The 13854-nt window shown below is 67.6% G+C and carries 10 protein-coding genes; 7 read left to right on the top strand and 3 right to left on the bottom strand.

Annotation, left to right across the window (positions count from 1 at the left end; translation table 11 throughout):
- Positions 1-25: 25 nt before the first annotated feature.
- Both ACHMXA_RS19155 and ACHMXA_RS19160 read right to left on the bottom strand, forming a co-directional pair.
- Positions 26-1909, bottom strand: coding sequence for a CocE/NonD family hydrolase (locus tag ACHMXA_RS19155; protein ID WP_395316204.1), 1884 nt, complete (start codon positions 1907-1909; stop codon positions 26-28).
- A gap of 77 nt (positions 1910-1986) precedes the next feature.
- Positions 1987-3744, bottom strand: a complete 1758-nt coding sequence (locus ACHMXA_RS19160) for a carboxylesterase/lipase family protein (RefSeq protein WP_395316205.1) — start codon at positions 3742-3744, stop codon at positions 1987-1989.
- Positions 3745-4025: 281 nt separating this feature from the next.
- On the opposite strand from ACHMXA_RS19160, the gene ACHMXA_RS19165 reads away from it, so the two are divergent.
- From ACHMXA_RS19165 to ACHMXA_RS19190, 6 genes are all read left to right on the top strand, one after another.
- Entirely contained in the window at positions 4026-5063 is a 1038-nt protein-coding gene (locus tag ACHMXA_RS19165; protein ID WP_395321323.1) for an AraC family transcriptional regulator, read from the top strand.
- Between the two features lie 62 nt (positions 5064-5125).
- Entirely contained in the window at positions 5126-6607 is a 1482-nt protein-coding gene (locus ACHMXA_RS19170) for a YdiU family protein (RefSeq protein ID WP_395316206.1), read from the top strand.
- The gene (gene msrB / locus ACHMXA_RS19175) at positions 6604-7014 is read left to right on the top strand and encodes a peptide-methionine (R)-S-oxide reductase MsrB (RefSeq protein WP_126020174.1); all 411 of its coding nucleotides are present in this window, start codon (positions 6604-6606) and stop codon (positions 7012-7014) included. The genes ACHMXA_RS19170 and msrB overlap by 4 nt, the downstream gene beginning before the upstream one ends.
- A gap of 29 nt (positions 7015-7043) precedes the next feature.
- On the top strand, positions 7044-7589 hold the full coding sequence (locus ACHMXA_RS19180; RefSeq protein WP_176664203.1) for a septation protein A: 546 nt from the start codon (positions 7044-7046) through the stop codon (positions 7587-7589).
- A complete protein-coding gene (locus ACHMXA_RS19185; RefSeq protein ID WP_395316207.1) occupies positions 7586-7864 on the top strand; it encodes a BolA family protein in 279 nt (92 codons plus the stop codon). Before ACHMXA_RS19180 ends, ACHMXA_RS19185 begins: the two co-directional genes overlap by 4 nt.
- A 131-nt stretch (positions 7865-7995) precedes the next feature.
- Positions 7996-8781, top strand: coding sequence for a peptidylprolyl isomerase (locus tag ACHMXA_RS19190; protein ID WP_176664205.1), 786 nt, complete (start codon positions 7996-7998; stop codon positions 8779-8781).
- Between the two features lie 123 nt (positions 8782-8904).
- On the opposite strand, the gene purL is transcribed toward ACHMXA_RS19190, so the two are convergent.
- The gene (purL, locus tag ACHMXA_RS19195; RefSeq protein WP_395321324.1) at positions 8905-12873 is read right to left on the bottom strand and encodes a phosphoribosylformylglycinamidine synthase; all 3969 of its coding nucleotides are present in this window, start codon (positions 12871-12873) and stop codon (positions 8905-8907) included.
- A gap of 156 nt (positions 12874-13029) precedes the next feature.
- Here purL and map point away from each other — a divergent pair, with 156 nt between their 5' ends.
- Positions 13030-13854 (top strand): type I methionyl aminopeptidase, encoded by an 825-nt coding sequence (gene map / locus ACHMXA_RS19200; RefSeq protein WP_176664206.1) that lies wholly within the window; start codon positions 13030-13032, stop codon positions 13852-13854.

The raw sequence follows: 13854 nt of genomic DNA on the forward strand, positions 1-13854 counted from the left end.
GCACTGCACGATTGAACGAAGCGGCTCAAAGAGGAGCCTTCGGCCCGCTACCCACCGGTACTTTCACCACGTTGGTGCGGCATGGCTGGCGCAGCGTCTTGCCGCAATCCGGCAGCGTGGCGGCATGCGGGTACGGCACGTACCCCAGCACGATGCTCGACGCGTTGGCGGCTTGATGCCACAGCGTGTTGGTCGAAGGCGTCTTGTCGTTGCCGAAGAGCCAGAAGCCGGTCTGCGAGGGCGAGTCCACCGTCACGCGGATGCTGGAACCGGCGCGGAAGACATGAGCGAACTTCTGGATCTCGATACGCACCAGGTTCGGCTGCCCTGGCAGCAGTGCCGCCTCCTTCGGTTGCGTGAAGTCGCCGAAGGGGCGCAGTTCGGTGGATCGGCTGTCGTCCAGCGCGCGCCTGGAGGCGCGCAGCCAGCCGCGCTGCACGAACATCTCCATGCCGTCGGGCCGCACCTCCGACACCGTGACCTGCAGGTCGGTGCTGTCGGCCGTGGCGCTCAGGTACAGGTCGGCCGAGCCTTCGCCGTAGAAGCTCAGGTCCTCGGGCAAGGCAGCGGTGGTGAAAGTGAGCTGGCCGTCTTTCTCGGCATCGGCCACGGCCTGCCAGCCTTCGGCGGCCGGGTTGTTCACCACGGGGCTCTTCGCCGGATACCGGTAGTCGGACGAGGCCGCACCAGCCGTCGGCTTCGCATCGCCGAGCACCCCGTCCGGCTGCATCCACAGCCGCATCGGCCTGACCTTGACCGGCAAGCGGTCGAATTCGGCCACTGCCGTCTGCTTCAGCTTCGCCGCGCCGTTCACCGCCTTCTGGTCGGTCTGCTGCATCTCCTGCAGCAGGCGCACGTGCGGCTCCTTCTCGAAGCCGTTGTCCTCGCCCTTCACGAAATGGGCAAGGAAGCGCTTCAGCGTGCCGTCGATGTAGTCGGAGGTGACGTTGGTGTGGTGGTCGCCGTTGGAGCTGATGAGCCACATCTTCCCGGGCGCCATGGTGTCTTCGTAGTAGCCCGAGCGCGGGCCGATCTGCTCGTCCTGCCACGACTGGGTGCCCAGCGCTGGAATGTCGATCTTGCCGGTCTCGTAGAACGCGCTGCGCTTCACATAGAGGCCGTCGGCGTACGGGTTCTCGAGCCACTTGGTCAGGTCGAGATCGGGACGCTTGATCTTCTCGATGTTGTCGGCCACGGTCTTCGCGCACTCCGTGTCGCCGTCGAGCTTTGCGGCGAGGGCCGCCGCGCGGTTCCAGGTGGTCGGGAAGCCGCCCCACCACTGCGAGGGAAAGCCGACGTTCTTGATGCCGCCCGGGTAGCCCACGTCGCGGTACGGATCGGTCACGTTCTTGCTGGGCGTGATCGCCAACAAGCCCTTGGGGCGGTGCGCCGCCACCCACAGCTGGTTGTAGCCGGAGTACGAATAGCCGACCATGCCGATCCTGCCGTTCGACCACGGCTGCCTGCCGGCCCATTCGATGGCGAAGGCGCCGGCCGCGCCGGTGCTGGCGTCGAAGACCTGGTCTTCGCCGGTCGAACAGCCGGTGCCCGGCACGTTGAGGCCCATTACCGCATAGCCCTCCGACACCCAGAGCTGGCCGATGTTCGGGGTCGAGCCCGAGCTGTAGCCGTCGTACTCGACCAGCAATGGAAAGCTTCCCTTGCCGCCGTTGGGCAACAGCAGCGAATAGCGCATCCTGTTGCCGTCCGGCAGCGTGATGTAGCCCCACTTGCGGACCACGCCCGTCTCTGGCGTGGCCGGCGGCTGTGCCGGCGGCGTTTCGGCGGCCGGCGGGAAGAAGGTGAACCCGCCCCCGGACGAGCCGCCGCCGCACGCGGCGATGCCCACGGCCGTGGCAAGCAGCGACGCGGCAAGGCGCCATCGGGGGAAGTCTCTGAAAGTCCTCATTGTTCTGTCTCCGTTGTCGTTCTGGTTGATGTCGGTGCGTTGCCCAGGCGCGATTCGAGGCCGTGCGGCAGCCCGCGTCAGGGCGCCGCGGTGATCTTCGTGGCGGTAGGCGTGGCGTCGAGCAGCAGTTGCGACGGCCATGGCGCCCAGGTCGCGCCCAGTTCGGCGGTGTTCGGATCGCCCTTTCGCATGAAGGCGCCCACGCTGGCCATGACGGCGCTCGACAGCGCGAGCCGCCCCTTATCGTTGGCCTTGCCGCCAATGGAGCTCGACAGCACCGAGGGACCGAAATTGCCAAACACGAACGGCAGGTCGAAGGCGTGCGCTGCGCCGTAGACGTCGTTCCACGGAGAGGCCTCCTGCGCCCAGTCGAGGCGGTAGTGCCAGATGTTCGACTGGCGCGTCTTCATCGTGTCGAGCAGGTTGTCGCGGTTGGCCTCGAACAGCCCTTTGGTGATGAGGGCCGTGGCCGCGTTGTAGCCAGTGCCTGGCTTGTCTACCGGAAGGTAGAACGGGTCGATGATGTCCTCCACCTTGAGCGTGGGCGCCGCGTCGGGGTTGAAGTTGAACATCATCGAGAAGCGCTGGGCATCGGAGACGATCCAGCCCGGCTTCGGAAAGCCGATGGTGCCCAGCAGCGACGCGAAGAGCTTGCCCTCGTCGCGCGTGTTGCCCGAGAGCATCGGCACCTTCACGTACTGGTCGGCGGCGATGGCGCCGATGGGGTCGAGCGGGATCACCGTGCCGTCGGGAATGGGGCCGACCGCGCCGAGGCCGGCCGCAACCACGGTGGCCAGCATCTTGCCGCCGTCCTGCGAGCGCAGGTAGTCGGCGATCTGCGCCGGCGTGCGACCGGCGATGTAGGCCTTGGCGGCCGTCGCATCGGCGGCGGTGCCGTCGGCGACGAGCAGCTTTTCGAGGATGGCCTCGCCCTGCGCCAGCGAGACCGAGGCCGGCGACAGCGAAGGCAGCGTGCCCGCCGGCAGGTTGCTCGCCAGCGAGATGCCGCCGCTCATCTCGAAGGCCTTGTGGAACAGGCCCTTGGCCATCGGCGAGGTCATCACCGACAGCAGGTTGGTGGCACCGGCCGATTCGCCCGAGAGCGTGACGTTGCCCGGGTCGCCGCCGAAGCTGGCCACGTTGTCGCGGATGAAGCGCAGCGCCGCCATGTTGTCCAGCAGCGCGAAGTTGCCCGAGTCGTCGCCTTCCGTGCCGCCCGGGCGCAGCTGCGGCACGTTCAGGAAGCCCAGGATGCCCAGCCGGTAGCTGGCGGTGATGACCACCGCGTTGGCGGCCTTGGCCAGCGCAGCGCCGTCGTACAGCGGGTCTGCCGTGTAGCCCGAGATGTTGCTGCCGCCATGGATGAAGAGCAGCACCGGCAGCTTCTTCTCGTCCGAGGCCGGGCGCCAGATGTTGACGAACAGGCAATCCTCGCTGCCCGAAGGCTTGCCCAGCATGGTGCCGATGGTCTCGTCATAGGTGTTGTTGGCGCCGGGGCTGAAGATGCGGCCGATCTGCAGGCAGGCGTTGCCGAACTTCGTGGCCTGGCGGATGCCGCTCCAGGGCTCGGGTGCCGCAGGGGCGCGCCAGCGCAGCGCGCCGACCGGCGGCTTGACGAAGGGGATGCCCTTCCAGAACCAGGTGCCGGTCCTGGCGCTGTCGTCCACGCCCTCGACCTTGCCGGCGGTGGTCTGGCGGACCATGGGACCGTCGGCCGCGGGCGGGGCCGGCGCTGGAGTGGGTGCCGGAGGCGGCGCGCTCGGCAGGAAAGCGAAGCCGGACGAACCGGAACCGCCGCCACAGCCCGAAAGAGCGGCCACGGCAGCCGCGGCCATCACCAGGGCTGCGGCTCTCGCCGTCGCCGTCTTTCGCGCCGCCGGCCCCTGCCGGTCTCGCGCGCTTGTGCTTGTCCTTGTCTCCATGTTCTTGTCTCCACACCGGGTTAATCGGAATTCCTGGTCTGGCGCGCGGCGCCCATACTGCGGGGCTGCCGAACGCGTAAAAAAATTCTAGAAACCGGCACGGTTTTCATCGCTATCGCAACAAAGCCAAACGAATGACTTCAGGAGCCTCCACGCCGCCGCGCCAGCGCGGCACCCAGCGCCGGGCGGGCTGCATGCCGCAGCCGGAACTGCGCACCAGTTCAGCCGCGTGGCTCGAGGGGGTTCTGTCGATGTTCGAGGCCGAGGGGCTGGACGTGCCCGCGCTGCTGCGCGAGGCAGGCTTCGACCCCGATTCGCTGCACCGGCAGAACGCGCGCATCCCGGTCGACGAGATCTCCGTGCTCTGGCAGCTCGCGGTCAACCGCGCCGGCCGGCCCACGCTGGGACTGCATCGCGACCTGGCCTCCACGCACAGCAAGCTGGGCACGGTCGGGCATGCGATGTCGTGCAGCTCCACCCTCGAATCTGCGCTCGTCCGGCTCACGCGCTACATGCCCGTGATCTCGGACGCGACCGCCTTCTCCCTGCAGCCCGATCCGCGCGGCTGCTGGATGGTGATGCGGCACACCGGCGGCAGCCTGCCCATTCCGCGCCAGCGCGTCGAATACGCCCTGCTGACCGTGCTCATGCAGTGCCAGTGGCTCACGCGGCGCGACCTGCAGCCGCTGGCCATGGAGTTCGTCTACCCCGCGCCGGCCGACGACCACCTGCATCGCGAGGCCTTCGGCTGCGAAGTGCGGTTCAACGCACAGGCCAACCGACTGCTGCTGTCGGCCGCCGACCTGGCCACGCCGCTGCCCACCTTCCACGAAACGCTGGGCGAGATGCAGGAGCACCTGCTCGACGACCAGCTGAACCTGCTGGGCCAGACCACCACCAGCACGCTGGTGTGCGCCGAGATCGCGCGCCGGCTGCAGTACGGCGAACCGCGCCGGCAGGACGTGGCATCTGGCCTCGGGCTGGCCGAGCGCACGCTGCAGCGGCGGCTGCAGGAGGAGTCGGTGTCCTTCCAGGCGCTGCTCGACCGCACCCGCCGCGAACTGGCGAAGCAGTACCTGGCCGAAGACCGCCACACGCTGACCGATGTGGCCGACATGCTGGGCTTCGTCGACACCAGCAACTTCTTCCGCGCCTGCAAGCGCTGGTTCGGCGTACCGCCGGCGCAGTACCGGGCGCGCATCTGGGACTCGCCGGCCGCCCTCGCGGCCTGACCCTCCACGCCCCCGATGGCCCGTTCGGCCAGGGGTTACGCGCCGTGCCGGACAATCCGGGCATGAGCTTGCTTGCTGAAGACACCGAGGCCGCGGACCTGGGCTTGCGCTGGAAACCGGGTTTTGCCGCCCTGGGACCGGCCTTTTTCACCGAACTGCGCCCCACGCCCCTGCCCGATCCGTATTGGGTAGGCCGCAGCGAATCCGTCGCCCGGGAGCTCGGGCTACCCGCAGGCTGGCACGAATCGGACGCCACCCTGGCCGCCCTCACCGGCAGCCAGCCCGTTGCAGGCACCCGCCCCTTCGCCACCGTGTACAGCGGCCACCAGTTCGGCGTGTGGGCCGGCCAGCTCGGTGACGGGCGCGCCATCATGATCGGCGAGACCGAGGGCGGCCTCGAAGTACAGCTCAAGGGCGCTGGACGCACGCCCTATTCCCGCGGCGGCGACGGCCGCGCGGTGCTGCGCTCCAGCATCCGCGAGTTCCTCTGCAGCGAGGCCATGCACGGCCTGGGCATCCCGACCACGCGCGCGCTGTGCGTGACCGGCTCCGATGCGCAGGTCTACCGCGAGGAGATCGAAAGCGCCGCCGTCGTCACCCGCGTGGCGCCAAGCTTCATTCGGTTCGGCCATTTCGAGCATTTCGCGGCCAACCAGCGCGACGATGAACTGCGCGCCCTGGCCGACTACGTCATCGACCGCTACTACCCCGCCTGCCGCACCACCGACCGCTTCGGCGGCAACGCCTACGCGGCCTTCCTGGAAGCCGTGAGCGAGCGAACCGCCGCCCTGCTCGCCCAGTGGCAGGCCGTGGGCTTCTGCCACGGGGTGATGAACACCGACAACATGAGCATCCTGGGGCTCACCATCGACTACGGCCCGTTCCAGTTCCTCGACGGCTTCGACCCGCGCCACATCTGCAACCACAGCGACACCCAGGGGCGCTACGCCTTCAACCAGCAGCCCAACGTCGCCTACTGGAACCTCTTCTGCCTCGCGCAGGCGCTGCTGCCGTTGATCGGCGACCAGGAAGTGGCCGTGGCCGCGCTGGAGTCGTACAAGACGGTGTTCCCGAACGAGTTCGAGGGCCGCATGCGCGCCAAGCTGGGCCTGGCCGAGGCCGCTGAAGGCGACCGCCCGCTGATCGAAGGCGCGCTCAAGCTGCTGGCCGCGAGCAAGGTCGACTACACGATCTTCTGGCGCCGGCTTTCCGACTGCATGGCCGACGGCAATGTCGAGCCGGTGCGCGACCTGTTCCTCGATCGCGAAGGCTTCGACGCCTGGATGCTATCTTTTTCGGAGCGCCACACCGATACCGATCGGGCCCTGGCCGCCGAACTGATGCGCCGCAGCAACCCCAAGTTCGTGCTGCGGAACCACCTGGGACAGCAGGCCATCGAAGCGAGTCAGCAAAAGGACCACTCGGGTGTGGCAGTCTTGCTGGCTCTGCTGCAGACCCCATTTGAAGAACATCCCGGCGCCGACGCATATGCCGGGTTCCCGCCCGACTGGGCCTCCACGATCGAAATCAGCTGCTCATCATGACCACTCCCGTACAGAAAACCGACGCCGAATGGAAAGCCCTGCTCGCTGAGAAAGGAGCTGAACCCGCGGCCTTCGAGGTGACACGCCACGCGGCCACCGAACGCCCCTTCACCGGCAAGTACGAGGCGCACTGGGAAGACGGCACCTACCACTGCATCTGCTGCGGCGCCAAGCTCTTCGAATCGGCAACCAAGTTCGACGCCGGCTGCGGCTGGCCCAGCTTCTCGCAGGAGGCAGTGCCCGGTGCCATCCGCAACATCATCGACCGCTCGCACGGCATGGTGCGCACCGAGAACGTCTGCGCCAATTGCGGCGCCCACCTGGGCCATGTCTTCCCCGACGGCCCCACCGAAACCGGCCTGCGCTACTGCATGAACTCGGCGTCACTCGACTTCCAGAAGAAATAAGCAACGCAAGCCAGCCAGCAAAGAGCTCAATGAAACTGCTCCTCGACTTCTTTCCCATCCTGCTTTTCTTCATTGCCTACAAGCTGGGCGACATCTACACCGCCACCGGCGTGCTGATGGCCGCCACGGTGGTGCAGATGGCGATCGTCTACGCCACCGAGCGCAAGCTGCAGGCCATGCAGAAGGCCACGCTGGTGCTGATCCTGCTGTTCGGCACGCTCACGCTGGCGCTGCACGACGATCGCTTCATCAAGTGGAAGCCGACGGTGCTCTACGGTGCGATGGCGCTGGCGCTCGCGGTGGCACTCTGGGCGCTGAAGAAGAACTTCCTGAAGATGCTGCTGGGCTCCCAGCTGGAGCTGCCCGATCGCATCTGGGGCCGGCTCAACGTGGCGTGGATCGGCTATTGCGTGTTCATGGCGGCCATCAACGCCTACGTGGCGGCGTACTTCACGACCGAAGCCTGGGTCAACTTCAAGCTCTGGGGCTACGTGTTCCCCATCGTCTTCCTGGTGGCGCAGGGCCTGTACATCGCGCCGCACCTGAAGAACGAAGAAGACAAGCCCGCGGCATGACGAGCACGACAGCCCCTCTCCCCACCACGACCGGACTCGAGGCGGCGCTGCGCAAGGCGCTCGCGCCGACCGCGCTCGAAGTGATCGACGAAAGCGCGGCCCACGCGGGCCATGCGGGTGCCAACGCCGAGGGCCGGGGCACCCATTTCCGGGTGCGCATCGCGTCCCCCCTGTTCGAGGGGAAGCCCCGCGTGGCGCGGCATCGGCTTGTGTATGATGCCCTCCAGGTTTTCATCGCACAGGGTCTGCACGCCATCGCCATCGAGGTGCTCTGAGTCAGTCGTCCAACGCATCGCTCGCACGCCGCGCCCGCATCGGCAGTTGCCCCTTCTTCTCCCAACCCCCTGCTTTCATTACCGCGCAACTCCTACACGCGCATTTCCTTCCCAGCTCGACCATTCATTCCATGAAAAAACAAATCTTGCAGGCCGTCGCGGCCGCAGTGCTGCTCGGTGCCACCTCCATGTCGGCTCTGGCGCAGAACGCAGCCATCGTGAACGGCAAGCCGGTGCCCAAGGCCCGCATGGACGTCCTGGCCCAGCAGCTGGCAGCCGCCGGTCGCCCGGTGACGCCCGAGATGCAAGGCCAGCTGCGCGAGGAAATCGTGGCGCGCGAAGTGTTCATGCAGGAAGCCCAGAAGCAGGGCCTGGACGCCACCGAGGACTACAAGAACCAGCTCGAACTCGCCCGCCAGGCCATCCTGATCCGCGCGCTCTTCGAGAACTACCGCAAGACCAACCCGGTCTCGGACGCCGACGTGAAGGCCGAGTACGACAAGTTCGTCGCGGCCAACGGCGGCAAGGAATACAAGGCCCGCCACATCCTGGTCGAAACCGAAGACCAGGCCAAGAAGATCATGGCCGACCTGAAGAAGGGCGCCAAGTTCGAGGACATCGCCAAGAAGCAGAGCAAGGACCCGGGTTCGGGCGCCAACGGCGGCGACCTCGACTGGGCCAACCCCGCGAGCTTCGTGCCCGAGTTCTCGGAAGCCATGATCAAGCTCAAGAAGGGCGAGACCACCCCCGCCCCGATCAAGACCCAGTTCGGCTGGCACATCATCCGCGTCGACGACATCCGCCAGGCACAGCTGCCGAAGCTGGAAGAAGTGAAGCCGCAGATCACGCAGCAACTGCAGCAGCAGCGCCTGCAGAAGTACCAGGAAGACCTGCGCGCCAAGGCAAAGGTGGAATAACCCCCCAGGCCTGCGGGCCGGCAACGCCGGTTCCGCGGTTGTTCTGGAAATAAAAAAGCGGCCTTCGGGCCGCTTTTTCGTGGGCGCTCGGAACGCCCCAGAGTGACGAAGAGCGCGCTGGCCTCAGCCCACCCAGCGGCGCGCGTTGCGCCAGATCTGCATCCAGGGGCTCAGTTCGCTCCTGTCGCCCGCGGTCCAGCTCATCTGGATGTTGCGGAACACGCGCTCGGGGTGCGGCATCACCGCGGTGAAGCGGCCATCCGGCGTGGTTACCGAGGTCAGGCCGCCGGCACTGCCGTTCGGGTTGAACGGGTACTGCTCGGTCGCCTTGCCGTGGTTGTCGACGAAGCGCATGGCCGCGATGGCCTTGTCGGCGTCGCCGCGGTACTTGAAGTTGGCGTAGCCCTCGCCGTGCGCAACCGCAATCGGCAGGCGGCTGCCGGCCATCCCCGCGAAGAAGATGCTGGGCGACTCGAGCACCTCGACCATCGACAGGCGCGCCTCGAAGCGCTCGCTCTGGTTGGTGGTGAAGCGCGGCCAGGCCTCGGCGCCCGGAATGATGTCGGCCAGCTCGGCGAACATCTGGCAGCCGTTGCACACACCCAGGCCGAAGGTGTCGGCGCGGCCGAAGAAGGTCTTGAATTGCTCGGCCAGCTTCGGGTTGAAGGTGATGCTGCGGGCCCAGCCGATGCCGGCACCCAGCGTGTCGCCGTAGCTGAAGCCGCCGCAGGCAACCACGCCCTTGAAGCTGGCGAGGTCTGCCCTGCCCGACTGCAGGTCGGTCATGTGGACGTCGAAGGCTTCGAAACCGGCTTCGGTGAAGGCGTAGGCCATCTCGACGTGCGAGTTGACGCCCTGCTCGCGCAGGATCGCGACCTTGGGGCGCGACTGCAGGATGGCGGGTGCGGCAGGCTGCACGTTCGGCAGGAACACGTGCATGCCCGGGTCGGCCGGATCGCCGGCCGCGGCGTGTTCGGCATCGGCGCAGGCCGGGTTGTCGCGCTCGCGGGCGATTTTCCAGCTGACCGAGTCCCACACCTGCTGCAGGTCGTGCAGGCTGGCGCTGAACACCGACTTGGCATCGCGCCAGACTTCGAGCTTGCCCTTGCCCGCATCCATCGGCGAGCTGGCGGGGCGCGTCTTGCCGACGAAGTGGCTGTGCGCACTAAGGCCGTGGGCGCGCAGCACCTGCATGACGTCGTTGCGCTCGGCGGTGCGCACCTGCAGCACCATGCCCAGCTCCTCGTTGAACAGCGCCTTGAGCGTGAGTTCCTCGCGCCGCGCGCTGACCTGCTGCGCCCAGTTCTTGGCGTCGCCGGTCTCCATGCGGCTGTCGGAGATGCCGTCGCCTTCGGTGACGAGCATGTCGACGTTCAGCGCCACGCCGACGTGGCCGGCGAAGGCCATTTCGCACGCGGTGGCGAACAGGCCGCCGTCGCTGCGGTCGTGCATCGCGAGGATCTTGCCGTCGGCGCGCAACGCGTTCACGGCATTGACCAGCGCCACGAGCTGCGCAGGGTCGTCGAGGTCGGGCACCGCGTCGCCGCTCTGGTTGAGCGTCTGCGCCAGGATGCTGCCGGCCATGCGGTGCTTGCCCTGGCCCAGGTCGATCAGCACCAGCGTGGTGTCGGGCTCCTCGGCGTCGAGCTGCGGCGTGAACGTGCCGCGCACGTCGGGCAGCGTGGCGAAGGCGGTGACGATCAGGCTCACGGGCGAGGTGACCTTCTTGGCCTCGGCGCCGTCCTTCCACTGCGTGCGCATCGACAGCGAATCCTTGCCGACAGGAATCGACACGCCCAGCGCCGGGCACAGTTCCATGCCGACGGCCTTGACGGTCTCGTACAGCGCGGCGTCTTCGCCGGGCTCGCCGCAGGCGGCCATCCAGTTGGCCGACAGCTTCACGCGCGAGAGTTCGATGGGCGCGGCCAGCAGGTTGGTGATGGCCTCGGCCACCGCCATGCGGCCGGAGGCCGGCGCGTCGAGCGCGGCCAGCGGCGTGCGCTCGCCCATGCTCATGGCTTCGCCGGCGAAGCCCTTGTAGTCGGCCAGCGTCACGGCGCAGTCGGCCACCGGCACCTGCCACGGGCCGACCATCTGGTCGCGGTGGCTCAGGCCGCCCACGGTGCGGTCGCCGATGGTCACGAGGAAGCGCTTCGACGCCACGGTCGGGTTCGCGAGCACGTCGATGGCAGCCTTCTGCAGGTCGACGCCGGTGAGGTCGAGCGGCTTGAAGCTGCGCGCCACGGTCTTCACGTCGCGGTGCATCTTCGGCGGCTTGCCGAGCAGCACGTCCATCGGCATGTCGACCGGCTGCACGTCGGCGCCTTCGTCGGCCACCAGCAGCTGGCGTTCTTCGGTGGCCACGCCGACCACCGAGAACGGGCAGCGCTCGCGTTCGCAGAAGGCCTTGAACTGTTCGAGCGATTCGGGGGCGATGGCCAGCACGTAGCGCTCCTGGCTCTCGTTGCACCAGATTTCCTTCGGCGCCATGCCCGACTCTTCGAGCGGCACCGAGCGCAGGTCGAAGCGCGCGCCGCGGCCGGCGTCGTTGGTGAGCTCGGGGAAGGCGTTGCTCAGGCCGCCCGCGCCCACGTCGTGGATCGCGAGGATGGGGTTGGCCGCGCCCTGCTGCCAGCAGTGGTTGATGACCTCCTGCGCGCGGCGCTCGATCTCGGGGTTGCCGCGCTGCACGGAGTCGAAGTCGAGCTCGGCAGCGTTGGCGCCGGTGGCCATCGAGCTGGCGGCGCTGCCGCCCATGCCGATGCGCATGCCGGGGCCGCCGAGCTGGATCAGCAGCGAGCCGGCGGGGAACTGGATCTTCTTGGTCTGGGTGGCGTCGATGCTGCCCAGGCCGCCCGCGATCATGATGGGCTTGTGGTAGCCGCGCTGCACGGTGTCGACGTCGCTCGCCACGGTCTGCTCGTATTCGCGGAAGTAGCCCAGCAGGTTGGGCCGGCCGAATTCGTTGTTGAACGCGGCGCCGCCCAGCGGACCCTCGGTCATGATCTGCAGCGGGCTGGCGATGTGCTCGGGCTTGCCGTAGCTGCCCTCTTCCGGCCAGAGCTTCGAGACGGTGAAGCCGGTCAGGCCGGCCTTGGGCTTGGAACCACGGCCGGTGGCGCCCTCGTCGCGAATCTCGCCGCCCGCGCCGGTCGATGCGCCCGGGAACGGCGAGATGGCCGTGGGGTGGTTGTGCGTCTCGACCTTCATCAGCACATGGCTCAGGGCGCTATCTTTTTGATAGCTCTGCGAGCCGTTGGCCGGCACGAAGCGCTCGATGGCCGTGCCTTCCATGATCGAGGCGTTGTCGGCGTAGGCCACCACCGTGTGCTGCGGGTTCAGCTTCTCGGTGTTGCGGATCATCGAGAACAGGCTCTGCGGCTGGGCCTGGCCGTCGATGGTGAAGTTGGCGTTGAAGATCTTGTGGCGGCAGTGCTCGCTGTTGGCCTGCGCGAACATCATGAGCTCGACATCGCTGGGGTTGCGGCCCAGGCGGGTGAAGGCGTCCACGAGGTAGTCGATCTCGTCCTCGGCCAGCGCAAGGCCGAAGCCGGTGTTGGCCGCCACCAGCGCGGCGCGGCCGCCGCCCTGCACGTCGACCTGCGCCATCGGCTGGGCCGGCAGCTCGCTGAAGAGGCTGGCGGCCTGCTCGACGGTGGCCAGCACCGATTCGGTCATGCGGTCGTGCAGCGGGCCGGCCACGGCGGCGAGTGCATCGCCTTCGAGCACCGGTGCCTTGCCGATCAGCGGCGCCTTGAGCTTCAGGTGGTATTGGGTGACGCGCTCCATGCGCCGCAGGGCCAGCCCGCAGTTGTGGGCGATGTCGGTAGCCTTGGAGGCCCAGGGCGACACGGTGCCCAGGCGCGGCGTGACCACGACGGTGGCGCCGGCCTTGGCGGGGGCCTCGAAGGGGTCGCCATAGGTGAGCAGCGCGGCGAAGCGCTCACGGCCCGCCTGGTCGAGCGCCGCATCGGTCACCACGAGGTGAACGAAACGGGCCGAAATGCCCTCGATGCGCGGCTCGATGGCCTGCAGCTTCGGCAGGAGCTGCCGTGCGCGGAAGTCGCTGAGCGCGCTGCCGCCCTCGAACATGGTTACGACAGGAAGGGCTTGAGGTGCGGGCTGCGTCACGGTCGATGGGGCCTCGGGGGCCGCGTTGGGAATCAAGGAATCGAGGCGGATGGCCGCTGACTGGGGTCATCCGCGTTAACCCGGAATTTTAGCTTGCCGAATGGGATAATTCGGGCCATGAGCATTAACTACAAAGACGCTGCAGGCATCGAAGCCATGCGGGTCGCCTGCCGCCTGGCCTCCGAGGTGCTGGACTACCTCACGCCCCTCATCAAGCCCGGCATCACGACCAACGACGTCGACCGGCTCGCAGCCGAGTACATGGTCAAGCAGGGCACCACCTCTGCCACGGTGGGCTACATGGGCGCGAGCAGCGTCCCGTTCCCGAAGTCGCTCTGCACCTCGGTGAACCACGTGGTGTGCCACGGCATCCCGAACGACAAGCCCCTGAAGAAGGGCGACATCATGAACGTCGACGTGACCGTCATCAAGGACGGCTGGTTCGGCGACAACAGCCGCATGTTCGTGATCGGCGACGCGTCCATCGCCGCCAAGCGCCTGTGCAGCATCACCTTCGAGGCCATGTGGCACGGCATCCTGCAGGTGCGTCCCGGCAACCACCTGGGCGACGTGGGCCACGCGATCCAGAAGTTCGCCGAGGGCCACGGGTTCTCGGTGGTGCGCGAGTTCTGCGGCCACGGCGTGGGCCAGCGCTTCCATGAAGAACCCCAGGTGCTGCACTACGGCCGCCCGGGCACCATGGAAGAGCTCAAGCCCGGCATGATCTTCACCATCGAGCCGATGATCAATGCCGGCAAGCGCGACGTGAAGGAAGACTTCAAGGGCGGCCAGTACGACGGCTGGACCATCGTCACGCGCGACCACTCGCTGTCGGCCCAGTGGGAGCACACGGTGCTCGTCACCGAGACCGGCTACGAGGTGCTGACCCTGTCGGCAGGCAGCCCGCCGCTGCCCTCCTTCGTCACCGCCACCAAGACCTGA

The sequence above is a fragment of the Variovorax sp. UC74_104 genome (assembly GCF_044055375.1).
Taxonomy (GTDB): Bacteria; Pseudomonadota; Gammaproteobacteria; order Burkholderiales; family Burkholderiaceae_C; genus Variovorax.